Raw genomic sequence first — 18345 nt, 5'->3', positions numbered from 1 at the left:
GGCCCGCCGGTCACAGTTTCCCGCCCCGGCCGCCGTCCCGCCGCGCGGGCGCGATCAGCGTAGACAGATACGGCAGGGGAGTGCCGTCGAGAGCGGCGGCCGGCCGGATCGACTCCTCCTCCAGCCCCAGCGCCGACCCCCACACGGCGTCGTCCAGCCGCCCGGTCTCCCGCAGCGCCTCGGCCACCTCGGCCGCCTGCCGCCCGAACTTGTACGCCACGACCGTCCCCGGCCCGTTCAGCGCGTCCTTCAGCACGGCGGCCCCCGCGGTGACCGGCACCAGCGTCAGCGGCTCGGTCCCCTCGGTCAGCACGGCCCCGGACCGCGCCGCGAGGTCCTGCATGGCGGTGATCCCGGGCACGGTCTCCACGACCGTCCCCGGCACGGCCGCGGCGACGGTCTGGGCGAGGTAGGTGAACGTCGAGTACACGTTGGGGTCGCCGATGGTCGCGAAGGCGACCGAGCCGTGGGAGCGCAGCAGCCCGGCCACCGTCTCCCCGGCCGCGTCCCAGGCGGCCTCCCGCCGCGCCCGGTCACTGCGCTCGTTGAGCGCGAACACCACGCGGCGGATCTTCTCCCGCCCCACGTAGTGCAGGACGGTCGCCTCGGCCCGCCCCCGCTCGCCGGTGTCCATCACGGGTACGACGACGACCTCGGCGGCCCGCAGCGCGTTGACCCCCTTGACGGTCACCAGCTCGGGGTCGCCGGGACCGACTCCCACTCCGGTCAGCGTGTTGCTCATGACGTCCGGCACCTCTCCACGAACCGACGGGCGACACCGGGCTCGGACGCCCAGTGCGTGTGCAGATAGCTCGCGTGCACACCCCGCTGTACAAAACCCTCCAGGCGCCGCGTCGGCGCCCGCGTCCCCCACGCCGGAGCCGCACCGGCCCCCGGCTCGACCACCGTCCGGTGGAACTCGTGCCCCCGCATCCGCGTCCCGGCGGCGGCCAGCGCGCTGTCGGATACGGCCACCGCGTCCCGGTAGCCCAGCGTCAGCCGCTCGCCCATCCGCGCGGTGGCGTCCAGCACCCCGCACATCGGCGTCCCGTCCAGCTCCCGGCACAGGTACAGCAGCCCGGCACACTCGGCGGCGACCGGAGCACCGCGCTCCGCGAGCCGCGCGACCGACTTCCGCAGCGGCTCGTTGGCGGACAGCTCGGCGGCGTACACCTCGGGGAAGCCCCCGCCGATCACCAGCCCGTCCGTCCCCTCGGGCAACTCCTCGTCCCGCAGCGGATCGAAGGGCACGACCTCCGCCCCGGCGGCGGCGAGCAGCTCGGTGTGCTCGGCGTAGGAGAACGTGAACGCGGCCCCGCCGGCGACGGCGACGCGGGGGCTCGGCTTTTCAGTCGGCCGAGTCGGGCGGTGGGTGGGCGAAGGCCCGGGGGTCCAGGGGGCGGAGCCCCCTGGCAGGGGCCCGGCGGACCGGGCGAGCGCTTCAAGGGCGTCCAGATCACATCCCTGGGACACCAGCACCCGCATCGAGTCAACGGCCTCGACAGCCTGGCTCCCCCGCTCGGCGACCGGCACCAGCCCGAGATGCCGAGACGGCACCCCGACCGGCGCGGCCCGCCGCAGCGCCCCCAGCACCGGCACCCCGGTCGACTGCAACGCCTCCCGCAGCACAGCCTCGTGCCGGTCCGACCCGACCTTGTTCAGGATCACGCCCCCGACCCGCACCTGAGGGTCCCAGGAGACGAACCCGTGCACCAGCGCCGCCACCGACCGCGCCTGCGCCGACGCGTCGACGACCAGCACGACCGGCGCCCGCAGCAGCTTGGCCACGTGCGCGGTGGACGCCAGCTCCCCTTCCCCCGACGCGCCGTCGTACAGCCCCATCACGCCCTCGACGACCGCGAGGTCGCACCCGGCGGCCCCGTGCAGGAACAGCGGGGCGATCAGCTCCGCACCGCACAGGTAGGCGTCGAGATTGCGCCCCACGCGCCCGGTGGCGAGCGCGTGGTACCCGGGGTCGATGTAGTCCGGCCCGACCTTGTGCGGGGACACGGCGAGCCCCCGCGCGGCGAACGCGGCCATCAGCCCGGTGGCGACGGTGGTCTTGCCGCTCCCCGACGAGGGCGCGGCGATGACCAGCCGGGGAACGGAGGAGGTCACCACTCGATGCCCCTCTGCCCCTTCTGCCCGGCGTCCATCGGATGCTTGACCTTGGACATGTCGGTGACCAGGTCCGCGAACTCCACGAGCTTCTCCGGCGCGTTCCGCCCGGTGATCACGACATGCTGGGTACCGGGCCGGTCCCGCAGCACCTGCACCACCTCGTCGGTGTCCACCCACCCCCAGTGCATCGGGTAGGCGAACTCGTCGAGCACGTACAGCTTGTACGTCTCGGCGGCCAGGTCCCGCTTGACCTGCTCCCAGCCCTCGCGGGCCTTCTCCTCGTTGGTCGCATTGTCGCCGTGCGTGTCACGCTGGACCCAGGACCAGCCCTCGCCCATCTTGTGCCAGTCCACGGAGCCGCCCTCGCCGCTGGCGCCCAGCACCCGCAGCGCGTTCTCCTCGCCGACCTTCCACTTCGCCGACTTGACGAACTGGAACACCCCGATCGGCCACCCCTGGTTCCAGGCCCGCAGCGCCAGCCCGAAGGCGGCGGTCGACTTCCCCTTGCCGATCCCGGTGTGCACGACGACCAGCGGCCGGTTGCGCCGCTGACGGGTCGTCAGACCGTCGTCCGGAATCACACTCGGCTGTCCCTGCGGCATCAGGCCGCCCTCCTCTGCACGTCCTTGACCAGCCCGGCGATCGAGTCCGCCCGCAGCTCGTCCAGCGTCACGGCGGTACCGCCCAGCTCGCCCGCGAGCTGCCCGGCGAGCCCCAGCCGCACCGGCCCCGCCTCGCAGTCCACGACCACGGAGGCGACGCCGTCGGCCGCGAACAGCCGCGCCGCCCGCCCGGCCAGCGCCACCGGCTCCGGACCACCGGTCGCCCGTCCGTCGGTCACCACCACGACCAGCGCCCGCCGCGCCGGGTCCCGCAGCCGCTCCACGCGCAGCACCTCGTGGGCGCGCAGCAGCCCGGCCGCGAGCGGCGTGCGCCCGCCCGTGGGCAGCGACTCCAGACGGGCCGCCGCCGCGTCCACCGACGAGGTCGGCGGCAGCGCGACGTCGGCCGCCGTTCCCCGGAAGGTCACCAGCCCCACCTTGTCCCGCCGCTGGTAGGCGTCGAGCAGCAGCGACAGCACGGCCCCCTTCACGGCGCTCATCCGCTGCCGCGCGGCCATCGACCCGGAGGCGTCCACCACGAACAGCACGAGGTTGCCCTCACGGCCCTCCCGCGTCGCCTGCCGCAGGTCGTCCCGCCGGATCACCAGCCCCGGCCCCGACCGGCCGCGCGCCCGCTGGTGCGGCGCCGCGGCCTGCACGGTCGCGGCCAGGTGCAGCTTGGTCAGCGCGCCCCGGGGCCGCCGGGCCCCGGTGGTCCGCCCGTGCTCGGTCCGCGCGCGCGAACGCCGCCCGGCGGCACCCTCGCCCAGCCCCGGCACGCTCAGCACCTTGGTACGGAACGGCTCCGCGGCCCGCGCGGGCTGCTGCTCGCCGGCTCCGCCACCGGACGGCTGCGGCTCGCCGCCCTCCCCGGCCTCGGGCCGCGCGGCGGTGTCACCGCCCTGCGGACCGTCGTCCTCGGGAGCCGGCTGCCCACCGCCCCCGCCCGGACCGCCGGGCCCGTCGGGATCGTCGTCCCCGTCGCCCTGGTCCTGGTCCCCGAACTCCTGCAACGTCTCGTCGAGCTTGTCCTCGTCCAGCCCCGGCGCGTCGAACGGATTGCGCCGCCGCCGGTGCGGCAGGGCCAGCAGCGCGGCCTGCCGCACGTCCTCCGCCAGCACCTCGGTCCGCCCCGCCCACGCCGCCAGCGCGGTCGCCGTGCGCGCCATCACGATGTCGGCCCGCATCCCGTCCACCTCGAACGCCGCACAGGTCGCCGCGATCTGCCGCAGCGCCCCGTCCCCGAGCCGCACCGACGGCAGCAGCTCCCGCGCCGCCGCGATCCGCGCCCGTACGGCGGCCTCCTCGTCGGCCCAGCGGGCCGCGAAACCGTCGGGGTCGTCGTCGTAGGCGAGCCGCCGCCGGACGACCTCCACCCGCTGGTCGGGCTCGCGGGAGGCGGCGACCTCGACGGTCAGCCCGAACCGGTCGAGGAGCTGCGGCCGCAGCTCGCCCTCCTCCGGATTCATGGTCCCGACCAGCAGGAACCGCGCGGCGTGCCGCACGGAGACGCCCTCGCGCTCGACGTAGGAGGCGCCCATCGCCGCCGCGTCCAGCAGCAGGTCGACCAGGTGGTCGTGGAGCAGGTTGACCTCGTCGACGTACAGGATTCCCCGGTGCGCGTCGGCCAGCAGCCCCGGCTCGAACGCCTTCACGCCCTCCGAGAGCGCCCGCTCGATGTCCAGCGCGCCGACCAGCCGGTCCTCGGAGGCCCCGACCGGCAGCTCCACCATCCGCGCCGGCCGCGGCTCGAACGCCCCCGGCTGGTGCGGCCCGTCCGGGCAGGCCGGGTCGGGGGAGTCGGGGTCACAGGAGAAACGGCACCCGGAGACGACGTCCACCCCCGGCATCAGCGCCGCCAGCGCCCGCACGGCCGTGGACTTGGCGGTGCCCTTCTCGCCGCGCACCAGCACTCCGCCGACCGCCGGGGACACGGCGTTCAGCAGCAGCGCGAGGCGCAGGTCGTCCTGGCCGACGACGGCCGTGAACGGGAACGGGGTCGTGGTCACTGGTCGTCACCCTCCAAGTCGCCCTCAAGCTCCAGATACGTGGCACGCAGCCGCTCCAGCGTCTGAGCGTCCGGCTCGGCCCACAGCCCCCGGTCGGCCGCCTCCAGCAGCCGTTCCGTGATCCCGCGCAGGGCCCAGGGATTCGACTTCCGCATGAAGTCCCGGTTCTCCGGATCGAAGACGTACTCGGCGCTGAGCTTCTCGTACATCCAGTCGTCCACGACCCCGGCCGTGGCGTCGTACCCGAACAGGTAGTCCACGGTCGCCGCCATCTCGAAGGCGCCCTTGTAGCCGTGCCGCCGCATCGCAGCCATCCAGCGCGGGTTGACCACGCGGGCGCGGAACACGCGGTGGGTCTCCTCGCCCAGCGTCCGCGTCTTCACCTGGTCGGGGGTGGCGGAGTCACCGACGTACGCCTCGGGGCTCGCGCCCGTCAGGTGCCGGACCATCGCCACCATGCCGCCGTGGTACTGGAAGTAGTCGTCGGCGTCGACGAGGTCGTGCTCGCGGGTGTCGACGTTCTTGGCGGCGACGGCGATCCGCCGGAACGCCGTCTCCATGTCCCCCCGGGCCGCCCGCCCGTCCAGCCCCCGCCCGTAGGCGTAGCCGCCCCACACCGCGTACACCTCGGCGAGGTCCGCGTCGGAGCGCCAGTTGCGGGCGTCGATCAGCGGCAGCAGACCCGCCCCGTACGCCCCCGGCTTGGAGCCGAAGACACGGGCCGTCGCGCGCCGCCGGTCGCCGTGCTCGGCGGTGTCCTCGTCGGCGTGCGCCCGTACGTAGTTGGCGTCGGCGGGCTCGTCCAGCTCCGCCACCGCCCGTACCGCGTCGTCGATCAGCCCCACCACGTGCGGGAACGCGTCCCGGAAGAAGCCCGAGATACGGACCGTGACGTCGATGCGCGGCCGGCCCAGCTCGGCCACCGGCACCACCTCGAAGCCGGTCACCCGGCGCGAGGCGTCGTCCCACACCGGGCGGCAGCCCAGCAGCGCCAGGATCTCCGCGATGTCGTCGCCCTGGGTGCGCATCGCGGACGTGCCCCACACGGTCAGGCCGACCGACTTCGGGTACGCGCCCGTGTCCGTCAGGTACCGCTGGACCAGGGAGTCCGCCAGCGACTGCCCCACCTCCCAGCTCAGCCGGGACGGGATCGCCTTGGGGTCGACGGAGTAGAAGTTCCGGCCGGTCGGCAGGACGTTGACCAGCCCGCGGGTCGGCGAGCCGGACGGCCCCGCCGGCACGTAACCGCCCTCCAGCGCCCGCAGGATGTGCCCGATCTCGTCCGTCGTGCGGGCGAGCCGCGGCACGACCTCGACGCAGGCGAACTCCAGCACGGCGACCGCGTCGGGCAGTTCGGTGCCCAGCGCCTCCCGCACCAGACCGGGGACGGCCGCCACCGTCCAGTCCCGCTCCTCCATGCCCTCCGCGAACCGCCGGCAGAGCTGCTCCAGCAGGTCGATCGCGTCGGCGCCGGTCCTGGCCGGGCCGTCCACCAGCCCGGTCAGTTCCACCGGCACCTTCACCGGGGCGCCGGGCTCGGCCAGCAGTTCCTTCTCCACCAGACCGAAGTGCGCGGCCAGCGCCGCCCGCAGACCGGGCAGGGCGTTGGCCTGGCCGCCCCAGACCTGGGAGGCGCGCAGCACGGCGAGGACCAGGTTGACGCGCGGTTCACCGACCGGGCCGCCGCCCAGGATGTGCAGACCGTCGCGGATCTGCACGTCCTTGATCTCGCACAGATAGCCGTCGATGTGCATGACGAACTCGTCGAACGCGTCGTCGTCCGGCTGGTCGTCCACGTGCAGGTCGTGGTGGAGCTCCGCCGCCTTGACCAGGGTCCAGATCTGCGCCCGCACGGCCGGAGCCTTCGCCGGGTCCAGGTCGGAGACGAGCGCGTACTCGTCGAGCAGCTGCTCCAGCTTGGCCAGGTCGCCGTAGGTGTCGGCGCGGGCCATCGGCGGCACCAGGTGGTCGACGACCGTGGCGTGGCCGCGCCGCTTGGCCTGGGTGCCCTCGCCGGGGTCGTTGACGATGAACGGGTAGATGAGCGGCAGGTCGCCCAGTACGGCGTCGGGCGCGCACCCGGCGCTCAGCCCGAGCCCCTTGCCCGGCAGCCACTCCATCGTGCCGTGCTTGCCCATGTGCACGATCGCGTCGGCGCCGAAGGTGTGGTCCAGCCAGCGGTAGGCGGCCAGGTAGTGGTGGGACGGCGGCATGTCGGGGTCGTGGTAGATCGCGATCGGGTTCTCCCCGAAGCCGCGCGGCGGCTGGATCATCACGACCACGTTCCCGAACTGGAGGGACGCCAGCACGATGTCGTCGCCGTCCACGTACAGCGAGCCCGGCGGCTCGCCCCACGCCTCCAGCATCGCGTCCTTCAGCGACGGGTCGAGCGTCTCGAACCACGCCCGGTAGTCCGCCAGCGGCACCCGCGCGGGCGCCGCCGCCAACTGGTCCTCCGTCAGCCACTCCACGTCGTGGCCGCCGGCCTCGATCAGCCGGTGGATCAGCTCGTCGCCGCCGGAGGGGTACCCGTCGACCGCGTACCCCGCCTCCCGCAGCGCGTCCAGCACCCGCACCGCCGACGCCGGCGTGTCCAGACCCACCGCGTTGCCGACCCGCGAGTGCTTGGTCGGGTACGCCGTGAAGACCAGCGCCAGCTTCTTCTCCGCGTTCGCCTTGTGCCCCAGAGCCGCGTGCCGTACGGCGATCCCGGCGACCCGCCCGGCCCGCTCGGGGTCGGCCACGTACACCGGCACCTCGTCCGGTCCCTGCTCCTTGAAGGAGAACGGCACCGTGACCAGGCGCCCGTCGAACTCCGGGATGGCGACCTGCATCGCCGCGTCCATGGGGGAGAGGGCGGCGTCGGACGCCTCCCAGGCCGCCTTCGACGAGGTGAGGCAGAGCCCTTGCAGCACCGGCACGTTCAGGTCGGCGAGCGCGCCGATGTCCCACGCCTCCTCGTCGCCGCCGGCCGACGCCTGCGAGGCGTGCGTGCCGCCGGCCGCGAGGACGGTGGCGACCAGAGCGTCGGCCCGGCCCAGCAGCTCGTACAGCCCGGCGTCCGCGCCGCGCAGCGAACCGCAGTACACGGGGAGCGCGTTGGCGCCCTTCGCCTCGATCGCGTCGCACAGGGTGTCCACGAAGGCGGTGTTGCCGCTCAGTTCGTGGGCCCGGTAGAAGAGCACGCCGACCGTCGGGCGGCCCTCGGCGTACGGGCGGTCGCCGTGCACGCCGTACTCCGGCATCTTCCGCGGCTCGTCGAAGCCCTCGCCGGTCAGCAGCACGGTGTCGGAGAGGAACCGGGCGAGCTGGGTGAGGTTGTCCGGGCCGCCCTCGACCAGGTAGCGCAGCGCCTCGGCCACCACGCCGGCCGGCACCGACGACTCCGCCATCAGCTCCGCGTCCGGCACGGACTCCCCGCCGAGCAGCACGGTCGGCAGCCCGGACGCCTTCAGCGCCGCCAGCCCGTCCTCCCAGGCCCGCTTCCCGCCGAGCAGCCGTACGACGACCAGGTCCGCGCCGTCGACCAGCGCGGGCAGCTCCTCCCGGACGTCGACCCGGGTGGGGTTGCCGATCCGGTACGAGGCACCGGAGGCGGCGCGGGCCGCCAGCAGATCCGTGTCGGCGGTCGACAACAACAAGACAGTGCTCATACGGGCGCTCCCGGTGGAATGAAAGGCAGTCCTTGTGGCGCGCCGGACTCGATGAGCCGCCACAGCGCGTCCGTGTCCGCGTGCTGTTCGATCAGGTCGCCGAGCCGGTCGAGCTGCTCCTCGCGCAGCGCGGCGAACGAGGTGTCGGGGGCCGGTACGAAGCGGCGGCCCGCGGCGGCGGCCACCTCGCGCAGGAACGCCCGCCGGAACGCGTCCGACTCCAGGGAACCGTGCCAGTGCGTGCCCCAGGTCTGCCCGACCCGGCAGCCGTCCAGGAAGGGCTCGCCACCCTTCACGGAGGCGACTCCGTGGTGGATCTCGTACCCCTCGACGTGCTCGCCGAGGGCCTCGCCCACCGGCCGGGTGAGGGTCTTCTCGCGGGCGAACCGCACCCGCACGGGCAGCACTCCGAGCCCGTCGACGTGCCCGGCGCGCGACTCGACGTCGTCCTCGATGTGCTCGCCGAGGAGCTGGAACCCGCCGCAGACACCGAGCACCGGCCGTCCTTCGGCGGCCCGGCGCCGCAGAGCGTCCGCCAGCCCCCGCTCCCGCAGCCACTGGAGCGCCCTGACCGTCCCCCGCGTCCCCGGCACGACGACGAGGTCCGCGTCGGCCAGCTCCTCCGGCCGGTCCACGAACCGCACCACGACGCCCGGCTCGGCGGCCAGCGCGTCCACGTCCGTGAAGTTGGACATGAGGGGGACCGCGCAGACGGCGACCCGCAGCACGTCCTCGCCGACGGGGGCGGTGACCCGGGACTCCCGGACGGCGCCGCGCAGCGACACCGCCATCCCGTCCTCCTCGTCGATGCCGAGCCCGTGCCGGTACGGCAGCACGCCGTACGCCGGCCGCCCGGTGAGCCCGCGCAGCATCTCCAGCCCCGGCTCCAGCAGCGAGACGTCGCCCCGGAACTTGTTCACCAGGAACCCGGCGACCAGCGCCTGGTCCTCGGGCGCCAGCAGCGCGACGGTGCCGAAGAAGGAGGCGAAGACACCGCCCCGGTCGATGTCCCCGACCACCAGCACCGGCAGCCCGGCACCCCGGGCGATGCCCATGTTCACGATGTCGGTCCGGCGCAGGTTGATCTCGGCCGGACTGCCCGCCCCCTCACAGATCACCGCGTCATACGTGCCCCGCAGCTCGGCCAGGCACTCCAGCACGGTGCCGAGCAGCCGCTGCTGCCGCCCGCCGTGGTAGCCGCGGGCGCTCATCTCGCCGACCGGCTTGCCCAGCAGCACCACCTGGCTGCTCTGCTCGCCGCCCGGCTTCAGCAGGACGGGGTTCATCAGCGCGGTCGGCTCCACGCGGCACGCCTGCGCCTGCATGGCCTGCGCCCGCCCGATCTCGGCGCCCTCCCGCGTCACGAACGAGTTGAGGGACATGTTCTGCGCCTTGAACGGCGCCACCTTCACGCCCTGCCGCACCAGCCACCGGCAGATCCCGGCGGTCACGACGCTCTTCCCGGCGTCGGAGGTGGTACCGGCGACGAGCAGACCGCCGTTCATGCCGTACGTCCTTTCCTCAGTCGCGCTCCCACGATCCGTGCGCCCGCGCACACGCCCAGCGCGAGCCAGCTCACGCGCCGGGACAGCCGTACCGCCCGGTCGATGTCGGCGACCCGCACGGCGCGTCCTTCGGCTCCGTTGAGGACGGGCCGGTGCTCCACCCGGCCGCCGTAGGACAGCGTCCCGCCCAGCCGCACCCCGAGGGCGCCCGCGAAGGACGCCTCGACCGGCCCGGCGTTGGGGCTCGGGTGCCGGCCGGCGTCGGCCCGCCAGGCCCGTACGGCACCCCGCGGGTCGCCTCCGGCCGCCGTGGCCAGTACGGCGGTCAGCCGGGCGCCCGGCCAGCCGGCGACGTCGTCGAGCCGGGCCGAGGCCCAGCCGTAGCGCCGGTAGCGGGGCGACTTGTGCCCGACCATGGCGTCGAGGGTGTTGACGGCACGGAAGCCGAGCAGCCCGGGGACCCCGGCCACGGCGCCCCACACCAGGGCGCCCACCACCGCGTCGGAGGTGTTCTCGGCGACGGACTCCACCACCGCCCGGGCGATCCCGTCGGCGTCCAGGGCCTGCGGGTCCCGCCCGCACAGGTGCGGCAGCCGGGCCCGCGCCCCTGCCACGTCCCCGGCCTCCAGCGCCCGCCCGATCGCGGACGCCTCCCGCGCCAGCGAGGTCCCGCCGACCACGGCCCAGGTGGCGGCGCCGGTCAGCGCGACGGAGGCGGCGGGGCAGGGGCGTACGGCACGGGCGGCCACGGCGCCGAGGGCGACGGCGCCACCGGCGCACACGGCGGTGTGCAGGGCGCCCAGGCCCCGGTGGTCACGCCACAGCAGTTGTTCCACGGCACCGGCGGCGCGGCCGAACACGGCGACCGGATGCCCGCGGCGGGGGTCGCCGAGGAGCAGGTCACCGAGGAGGCCGGCGGCGGCGCCGTACGCGAAGACGCGTCCGGCACGCACGGGAGCTCAGCCGGTCACACGGGGGGAGGGGGAACCGGGCCTGCGTTCCGAACGGCAGCCGAGCATCGCGTTATGTCCTCACTCAGGGTGTCCACGCCCTGGTTCGACGAGACCGGCGGTGAGAGTTCCTGACTCCCGGGGAGTGCTCCCCGGTCACAGTGGCGGGACCGCGCCGGATTCGCACCGGGCTTCCTCTCCTGCCGCCGTACATGGCCCCGGAAGTCCACCACGGGCCGAGAACGCCCGTCAACTTGCCGTTGACCTGCACGGGGGGAGTGTGCTGAGGCCCACACCGCGGAGGGGACCGCTGCCACGCCGCGCGGTCCACGGGAGCGGCTTGCCGGGAAACCGCTCCCTCGGGCGGCATGCGCCGTTCCGGCTGGAGATGCCCCGGTCCGCCCGCCCGCCATGTCCTTTATGCGCGGGGCGCGGACGCGAAGCCGCCCTGCCGGAAGCACCCGTAGGGCGCCCGGCAGGGCGGCGACAAGGGAGGCGGGGGAGGGCGCGTCAGGCCACGATCAGATAGATCCCGTACGCCACCGCCGCCGCGCACGCCGCGAAGCAGACGTACGCGCCGGTGACCGCGAGGCCCGCGGAGCCGCCCCGCTCCGCGGCCCGCTCCTGGCGGGACAGGCCGGCGATGCCGAGGGTGAACAGGGCCACCAGGGCGACGGTGGCCACGAGGCCGACCCCGAAGACGGAGCCGAGGGCTGCCCAGTCGATCTTCATCGTGCTTCTCTTCTCCTGATGTCCGGTTTTCTCCTGATGTCCGGACGGGACCGGATCAGACGGGGGTGGCGGCCGAACGGGCGGCCGGGGCGTCGGGGGCCTCGGACGGCTGGGCCGGGATGGTGGCCGAGAGCCCGTCGGTCACCGCGAGCCCCTCGGTCGCCGGAAGGCCGTCGGCCGGGGTGCCCGCCGGGGGCGGCGCCACGGCGGCCACCGCGGCGGTCACCACACCGGCCGGCTCCGGGACGCCGCCCTCCGCGTCGGTGACGTTGGTGTGGTCGACGACCTCGCGCCGCGAGATCCGCCAGATCGCGAAGCTGGCCGCGACCAGCAGCACCGCGACGAGCGCCGTGCCCCAGTCGCCCAGTCCGCAGACCCACTCGGCGAGCGCGGCGACCAGGGCCGCGGCCGGCAGCGTCAGCCCCCAGGCGACGAACATCCGCGTCGCCGTCGACCAGCGCACCACACCGCCCTTGCGGCCGAGGCCGGCGCCCATCACCGAACCGGAGACGGAGTGCGTGGTGGAGAGCGAGAAGCCCAGGTGGGAGGAGGCCAGGATGACCGTCGCCGCGCTGGTCTGGGCGGCGAAGCCCTGCTGCGGCTGGAGGTCGGTCAGGCCCTTGCCCATGGTGCGGATGATCCGCCAGCCGCCGAGGTAGGTGCCGAGCGCGATGGCCAGGCCCGCGGAGAGGATGACCCACAGGGGCGGGTCGGAGTCGGGGGTGAGGGCGCCGCCCGCCACCAGGGCGAGGGTGATGATGCCCATCGTCTTCTGCGCGTCGTTGGTGCCGTGCGCCAGCGAGACCAGCCCGGCCGAGGCGATCTGGCCGACGCGGTAGCCCTTGTCGGCGGCCTTGCCGTCGGCCTTGCGGCCCAGCCGGTACATCAGCCGGGTGGCGACCAGCGCCGCGATGCCCGCCACCACGGGAGCGGCGATCGCCGGGAGCAGCACCTTGGTGACGAGGACGTCGCCGTGGACCGCGCCGACCCCCGCCGAGGCGATCGCGGCGCCGATCAGACCGCCCATGAGGGCGTGCGAGGAGCTGGACGGCAGCCCGACCAGCCAGGTCAGCAGATTCCAGAGGATCGCGCCGACCAGGGCGGCGAAGATGACCTCGGGACGGATGCCGGTCTCGTCGACGAGACCCTTGGAGATCGTGTTGGCGACCTCCACGGAGAGGAAGGCGCCCACCAGATTCAGTACGGCGGACATGGCCACCGCGATCTTGGGCTTGAGCGCACCGGTCGAAATGGTCGTCGCCATCGCGTTCGCGGTGTCGTGGAAACCGTTCGTGAAATCAAACGCGAGTGCGGTCACCACCACAATCGCGAGGATCAGCGAGAAGCTTTCCATTTACCCAGGCAATCGTTCGAGGTCATTGGCTGGTCGAACGTAGGTAACCAGGGTGAACGGAAGATGAACTGGGAGGGGCGCGGTGGTGTCCGGAATCGGAGTCACCGCCCCCTGTCCGCACCCCCTCCGGCCTCAGCCGCCCGTGGCGAACGTCTTCAGCCGGGCGAGGGACCCGTTGAACACGTTCTGGTCGCCCGGCAGCGGACCGGCGTTGTCGTACTGCCAGAACGTGTACGACGCCCAGCCGGCCGGCAGTTCACCCGCGCTCGGCGCGTCGTGGCGGGCGATCCACAGGGGGTGGTCCGCGGCGAAGGCGCGGCTGTTCCCGGTGCACGTCTTCCACCAGTGCGTGGTGGTGTAGATCACCGGCCGGCGGCCCGTGAGCCGCCTCACCTCGTCGCTGAACGAGTCGATCCAGGCCGTCATCCGCGCCTTGCTCAGCCCGTAGCACTTCTTGTTCTTGTCGTACGGGTTGTACTCGATGTCCAGCGCGGGCGGCAGCGTGCGGCCGTCGGCGCGCCAGCCGCCGCCGTGGCGCACGAAGTACGCCGCCTGTGCGCGGCCCGAGGACCTGTGCGGCAGCGCGAAGTGGTAGGCGCCGCGGATCAGGCCCGCCCGGCGCGCGCCGTCGTACTGCTCCTCGAAGTAGGGGTTGCGGTAGGTGTGCGACTCGGTGGCCTTGACGTAGGCGAACGTCGCGCCCTTCGCCCTGGCCCGGCCGAAGTCGACGGTCTTCTGGTGGGACGAGACGTCGTGTCCCTTCGGCCGGCCGGTCGCGGCCGAGGCGGGCGCCTCGGTGAGCGCGGTCCCGCCGAGGGCGAGCGCGGCGGCGCAGGCCGCGAGCAGCCGGCCGCGGCGGGACGGTATGAGGTGGGCGTGGTCACGGGCCATGATTCCCCCCGGAATTCCCCCGAAAATGGCAACGTGCATGACAAACCAGCCCGAGCGTACTCGAAGATCATCGAACGCTCACCGATCCCCGGCCAAGAGGGAAGCAGGGGTGATGTGCCGCGATACGCCCCCTCCCGGAGGCCCGGCTTCCGCCCTACAGTGCCCCGGCTTGCCGACCCGCCTGGCAGGATCGCCGCAGCGCCGGTCGGCGGCGGGACCACTGGGGCGTACGGGACGCCCGGGAGGAGGCGGGGTCGTGCGGGAGCCGCGGGGGAGATGTGTACGCCCGGAGGAGGCGCGCGCCTGGGAGGCGCTGGTGGCCGCCGCCCGGCGCACGGTCGCCGACGGACTGGTGGTCGGCACCTCCGGCAACGTCTCGGTCCGGGTCGGCGACACCGTGCTGGTCACGCCTTCGGGCGTGCCGTACGACCGGCTCACGCCGGACGACGTCACCGGCGTGGACCCGGACGGGCGACAGGTGCTCGGCACGCTCGTCCCGACCAGCGAACTGCCCATGCACCTCGCGGTCTACCGGCACACCGACGCCCGCGCGGTCGTCCACACCCACGCCGTGCACGCGACGGCCGTCTCCACCCTCGTACCGGCGCTGCCGCTGGTGCACTACATGGCCGCGGCCCTCGGCGGACCCGTCCGGGTTGCCCCATATGCGACGTACGGCACCGACGAGTTGGCCGAGAACATGCTCCGCGCCCTCGACGGCCGGTCCGGCTGCCTCCTGCGCAACCACGGGACGATCACGTACGGCTCCTCCCTCGACCAGGCATACGACCGCACCGCCCAGCTCGAGTGGATGTGCCGCCTGTGGCTGACCGCCTCCGCCGTCCCCGGCCTGACCCCGTCCCTGCTGACGGAGGAGCAGGTCGCGGAGGTGGCGGAGCGGCTGCGCGGCTACGGGCAGCGGGGCTGAGGCGGCGAGCCGGGAGGCTGGGCGGGGCGGTGGGTCGGGGTGGCGGGATGCGGTGGCGGCTGGGGTGGCGGGACGTTGTGGCGGCCGGGGCGGCGAGGCCGGGGGTGGCGGGACATTGTGGCGGCTGGGTGGCGGGCCGGAGGTGGCGGGACGCGGTGGCGGCCGGGAGGGCGGGCCGGAGGTGGCGGGACGCGGTGGCGGCCGGGAGGGCGGGCCGGAGGTGGCGGGACGCGGTGACGGCCGGGGCCGTACGGCCGGGTGGCGGGTGCGGGTGACCCGTCCGTCACCCCGAGCCGTCCTTCCGGTGGCTTACGGCGGAGCACGCCGGGAAACTGGGAGCTGTGCGCACCGTCACCGCAACGACCGCCGCCGTCACCGCGGCCCTGGCAGCCGGCGCCGCGAGCGTCGCCGCCGGCCGCCTCGCCAGCGACGCCGCCCTCAAGGCGACCCCCGGCCGGCCCCTGCCCACCGAGCCCCGGCTCACGGTGCACGGCACCGCCGCCGGACAGATCACCCTCACCCGGCACCTGGCCACGCTGCGGCCCGGCCGGTACGGACTGGCCGGCGACGGCTCGCACGCCGTCGTGGGCCCCGTCCTGCCCGGCGCCCAGCACCCGGCCGACACCGTCGTACGCCGCCTCGAACGCGTCACGCACGGCACCCTGGGACCCGGCGACAAGGCCTGGCTCACCGCCAACCTGTACGTCGGCGACCCGGGCACCGCCCTGGGCCTGGCCCACACCGACGTCGAGGTCCCCGGCGACCTCGGCGCGCTGCCCGCCTGGTTCCTGCCGGGCGCCCGCGGCACCTGGATCATCGCGGTGCACGGCCTGGGCACCACCCGGGAGCACGCCCTGAACCTCATGGGCCTCCTCAACCGCCTGGAGTTCCCACTCCTGGCCCTCGCCTACCGGGGCGACGCCGGCGCTCCCCGCCCGCCGGGCGGCCTGCGCCACTTCGGCGAGACGGAGTGGCACGACCTGGACGCCGCCGTCCGGTACGCCGTCGGCCACGGCGCCCGCAAGGTCGTCCTGCTCGGCTGGTCCACCGGCGCCACCATGGCCCTGCGCACCGCCACGCGCTCCCCGCACCGCGACCGGATCTCCGGGCTGGTCCTCGACTCCCCGGTCCTCGACTGGCAGACGACCCTGCGCGCCCTCGCCGCGGCCGGCCGCACCCCGGGCGCGCTGCTGCCGCTCGCGGTCCGCGCCGCTCAGGGCCGCACCGGACTCGACTCCGCGCGGGCCGCCGGCCCCGACCGCCTCGACGTCCCGGCCCTCGTCTTCCACGGCCCGGCCGACAGCGTCGCCCCCTGGCAGCTCTCCCGCCGGTTCGCCGACGCCCACCCCCGCCTGGTCGCCCTCCACACCGTCCCGCACGCCTCGCACGGCGCGATGTGGAACGCCGCTCCCGACAGGTACGAAGAGGCCCTGCGCCGCTTCCTGACCCCGCTGATGTAGCCCTCGCGCGGCTCTCTCGCTCGTTCGGCGCCCTGTTCCGACCTTTTCCGTTCCCTTCCGCCCCCTCCCGGCCTCTTCCGTTACCGGGATCCCCGACCCCCGCGGCCCCCCCTGTCTCCAGGCCCGCGAACCCCCGTACCGGACTTGTCCGTGCCCCGTCGAGCCGTTCCGTTTGGGTTTTCGGACCGTCAACCGGAAGACTGCACCCGTGACGTCCCGTATCCCGCGCGACTCCAGGCTCCGACTCGTCCGCCCGCGACCCCTGGCCGCCGCCCCCAGAGCGATGAACCAGCGGCCACCGCGCCGCACCGCGCCGCGCCCTCCGGAGGGCACCCCCGCACGGTCGGAGCTGGCCCGCATGGCCCGCTCCGTCCTGGCCGACGCGGCCCGCGTCGCCCGCTGGGCCGACACCGCCCTCGGTCCCGGCCGCGCGTGCGGGACCACCGACGGCAAGGCCACCCTCTCCGTCACCTCCGCCGAACTCGCCGGCCGGGAACTGGGCCTGACCACGGCTCAGGTGCAGGCCGACTGGGACATCGCCCGGCTCGCCGGACTGGTCGAGGTGCACGGCGACAGCGCCCGCCCCGGCTGGCGGCTGCGCGCCTGGGACCGCGACGACAGCGCCGTACTGCGCGGCTGGGTCGCCCTCTTCGACGCCTGGTCGCTCGCCCACCCCGAGCCCGCCGGCCAGGAGCCCGCCGCCGTCGCCGAGGTCGTCTCGGCCATGCCCCAGGTGCTCTCCTTCCTCCAGCTGTCCGCCGGACCGGTACCCGTCGCCCAGCTCCTCGACCTCCTCCAGCAGCGCGTCACCGAACTGCGCACCGAGCGCTGCGAGGTCCCCTACGACGGCCCCCGGCCGGACCTGCCCGAGCAGCCGGAGCAGCCGGAGGACGACGACACCCCGCTCGACCCGCTCCTGGACTGGGCCCTCGGCGCCCTCGCCTCCGTCGGCGCCCTCACCTACGGCGACGGACAGGCCACCCTCACCCCGCTCGGCAACTGGGCGGTCTGGGTCAAGCTGGAGCAGATCTGCGTGGCCGCGCAGAGCCCCGCCGGCAACATCGAGCAGGCGGCCGAGGACATGCTCCGCGGCTGCGCCCAGCTCCGCCCCAACGCGGCCCGCGCCGAGTACCGCGCCTGGCTCGCCGCCCGCCCCGTCGGCAGCGCCGTCACCGAACTCCTCAAGGCCGCCCGCGGCGAGGACGCCCTGCTGCGCGGCCTGGCCTTCGAGGCGCTGCGCGTGGTCGGCGCCCCCGCCGAACCCGACGTGCGGGCCGTGGCCGACGAGCCGACGCTGCGGCCGTACGCCCTGCTGTGGCTGGCCGAGCACGACGGCGCCGACCCGGAGGACGCGCACGAGGTGCTCACCCGCCAGGAGGCCACCTGGCTGTGGGTCGACACCGCCGCCGCCGTCGCCGACCACGGCGAGGCCCCGATGCTCGTACGCCACCTGGAGTCCGCGATCCAGCCCACCGTCCCGATGCTGCTGGACGAGGTACGGGCCGTCGGGCACCCCCGGACCGTGCAGGTCCTGGTGGCGCTGGCCGCCGCGCACCCCGACCCGGCGCTGGCCAAGGCCGTGCGCCGGGCCGCCTTCCAGGTGCACACCGGGGGCAGCTGAACGGCGCCGCCCCGTGTCTCAGGCCGGTGTCTCCGGCGCGTACGTGCCGAAGCTCCAGATGTTGCCCTCCAGGTCGCGGGCCAGGTAGTCCCGCGAGCCGTAGTCCTGGTCGGTCGGCGGCATCAGGATCTCCACGCCGTGCTCCACGGCCCGCCGGTGGTGGGCGTCGACATCCTCCACCACGACGTACACCCCGGTCGGGCCGGCGTCCTTCATCAGCTCGTCGAAACGGCTGCCGGTGCCCTTCGACCCGAGCACCACCGCCGCACCGCCCAGCGCCAGCTCGGCGTGGGCCACCTTGCCGCCCTCGCCCTCGTACACCGCCAGCTCGGTGAAGCCGAACGCCTCCGTGAGCTGGCGGATCGCCGCCTTGGCGTCCTTGTACAGGAACGTCGGAAAGATACCGCCCGCCATACCGATCACTCCCTCGTGGCCTGGTACCGGCCACCGACAACGCAGGAAAAAGTGGTTGCACGGCACCGTTAGACTGGCCCCATGGCCATTCTCCTCGCGCATTAG

At 74.5% G+C, this 18345-nt stretch carries 14 protein-coding genes and 1 riboswitch; of the genes, 3 read left to right on the top strand and 11 right to left on the bottom strand.

The window, feature by feature from the left end:
* Window positions 1-10: 10 nt before the first annotated feature.
* The 10 genes from cobI to J7I94_RS12185 form a co-directional block, all read right to left on the bottom strand.
* Window positions 11-742: a precorrin-2 C(20)-methyltransferase gene (cobI, locus tag J7I94_RS12230; protein ID WP_215167077.1), complete on the bottom strand. Its 732-nt coding sequence runs from the start codon at window positions 740-742 to the stop codon at window positions 11-13.
* A complete protein-coding gene (locus tag J7I94_RS12225) occupies window positions 739-2118 on the bottom strand; it encodes a cobyrinate a,c-diamide synthase (protein WP_215167076.1) in 1380 nt (459 codons plus the stop codon). The genes cobI and J7I94_RS12225 overlap by 4 nt, the downstream gene beginning before the upstream one ends.
* Window positions 2115-2723 carry a cob(I)yrinic acid a,c-diamide adenosyltransferase gene (gene cobO / locus J7I94_RS12220; RefSeq protein WP_215167075.1) on the bottom strand — a complete coding sequence of 203 codons (609 nt, stop codon included), beginning with the start codon at window positions 2721-2723 and terminating at the stop codon, window positions 2115-2117. The genes J7I94_RS12225 and cobO overlap by 4 nt, the downstream gene beginning before the upstream one ends.
* Complete coding sequence (locus J7I94_RS12215) at window positions 2723-4732, bottom strand: putative cobaltochelatase (protein WP_215167074.1); 2010 nt, start codon at window positions 4730-4732, stop codon at window positions 2723-2725. Before J7I94_RS12215 ends, cobO begins: the two co-directional genes overlap by 1 nt.
* On the bottom strand, window positions 4729-8385 hold the full coding sequence (gene cobN / locus J7I94_RS12210; protein WP_215167073.1) for a cobaltochelatase subunit CobN: 3657 nt from the start codon (window positions 8383-8385) through the stop codon (window positions 4729-4731). Before cobN ends, J7I94_RS12215 begins: the two co-directional genes overlap by 4 nt.
* Complete coding sequence (locus J7I94_RS12205; RefSeq protein ID WP_215167072.1) at window positions 8382-9890, bottom strand: cobyric acid synthase; 1509 nt, start codon at window positions 9888-9890, stop codon at window positions 8382-8384. Before J7I94_RS12205 ends, cobN begins: the two co-directional genes overlap by 4 nt.
* On the bottom strand, window positions 9887-10843 hold the full coding sequence (locus J7I94_RS12200; RefSeq protein WP_215167071.1) for a cobalamin biosynthesis protein: 957 nt from the start codon (window positions 10841-10843) through the stop codon (window positions 9887-9889). The genes J7I94_RS12205 and J7I94_RS12200 overlap by 4 nt, the downstream gene beginning before the upstream one ends.
* A gap of 122 nt (window positions 10844-10965) precedes the next feature.
* Window positions 10966-11039, bottom strand: a riboswitch (cobalamin riboswitch).
* A gap of 311 nt (window positions 11040-11350) precedes the next feature.
* A complete protein-coding gene (locus tag J7I94_RS12195) occupies window positions 11351-11572 on the bottom strand; it encodes a hypothetical protein (RefSeq protein ID WP_215167070.1) in 222 nt (73 codons plus the stop codon).
* Between the two features lie 55 nt (window positions 11573-11627).
* Complete coding sequence (locus tag J7I94_RS12190; RefSeq protein WP_215167069.1) at window positions 11628-12926, bottom strand: inorganic phosphate transporter; 1299 nt, start codon at window positions 12924-12926, stop codon at window positions 11628-11630.
* 132 nt (window positions 12927-13058) lie between these two features.
* The gene (locus J7I94_RS12185; protein WP_215167068.1) at window positions 13059-13817 is read right to left on the bottom strand and encodes a lysozyme; all 759 of its coding nucleotides are present in this window, start codon (window positions 13815-13817) and stop codon (window positions 13059-13061) included.
* Window positions 13818-14073: 256 nt separating this feature from the next.
* On the opposite strand from J7I94_RS12185, the gene J7I94_RS12180 reads away from it, so the two are divergent.
* The 3 genes from J7I94_RS12180 to J7I94_RS12170 all read left to right on the top strand — a co-directional run bounded on the left by J7I94_RS12180 (window position 14074) and on the right by J7I94_RS12170 (window position 17826).
* Complete coding sequence (locus J7I94_RS12180; RefSeq protein WP_308114550.1) at window positions 14074-14745, top strand: class II aldolase/adducin family protein; 672 nt, start codon at window positions 14074-14076, stop codon at window positions 14743-14745.
* Between the two features lie 341 nt (window positions 14746-15086).
* Entirely contained in the window at window positions 15087-16205 is a 1119-nt protein-coding gene (locus J7I94_RS12175) for an alpha/beta fold hydrolase (RefSeq protein ID WP_215167066.1), read from the top strand.
* Window positions 16206-16413: 208 nt separating this feature from the next.
* A complete protein-coding gene (locus J7I94_RS12170) occupies window positions 16414-17826 on the top strand; it encodes a hypothetical protein (protein WP_215167065.1) in 1413 nt (470 codons plus the stop codon).
* Between the two features lie 18 nt (window positions 17827-17844).
* On the opposite strand, the gene J7I94_RS12165 is transcribed toward J7I94_RS12170, so the two are convergent.
* Window positions 17845-18240 (bottom strand): VOC family protein, encoded by a 396-nt coding sequence (locus tag J7I94_RS12165; RefSeq protein ID WP_215167064.1) that lies wholly within the window; start codon window positions 18238-18240, stop codon window positions 17845-17847.
* Window positions 18241-18345: the final 105 nt, after the last annotated feature.

The sequence above is a fragment of the Streptomyces sp. ISL-12 genome (assembly GCF_018614415.1).
GTDB lineage: Bacteria > Actinomycetota > Actinomycetes > Streptomycetales > Streptomycetaceae > Streptomyces.
The sequence above is the reverse complement of the archived record's forward strand: the minus strand, read 5'-3'. Positions and strand labels throughout refer to the sequence as shown.

Coding starts and splice junctions, on each gene's coding strand:
- cobN (WP_215167073.1), bottom strand. CDS start 8,385: ATGAGCACTGTCTTGTTGTTGTCGACCGCCGACACGGATCTGCTGGCG.
- J7I94_RS12195 (WP_215167070.1), bottom strand. CDS start 11,572: ATGAAGATCGACTGGGCAGCCCTCGGCTCCGTCTTCGGGGTCGGCCTC.
- J7I94_RS12190 (WP_215167069.1), bottom strand. CDS start 12,926: ATGGAAAGCTTCTCGCTGATCCTCGCGATTGTGGTGGTGACCGCACTC.
- J7I94_RS12205 (WP_215167072.1), bottom strand. CDS start 9,890: ATGAACGGCGGTCTGCTCGTCGCCGGTACCACCTCCGACGCCGGGAAG.
- J7I94_RS12185 (WP_215167068.1), bottom strand. CDS start 13,817: ATGGCCCGTGACCACGCCCACCTCATACCGTCCCGCCGCGGCCGGCTG.
- cobO (WP_215167075.1), bottom strand. CDS start 2,723: ATGCCGCAGGGACAGCCGAGTGTGATTCCGGACGACGGTCTGACGACC.
- cobI (WP_215167077.1), bottom strand. CDS start 742: ATGAGCAACACGCTGACCGGAGTGGGAGTCGGTCCCGGCGACCCCGAG.
- J7I94_RS12165 (WP_215167064.1), bottom strand. CDS start 18,240: ATGGCGGGCGGTATCTTTCCGACGTTCCTGTACAAGGACGCCAAGGCG.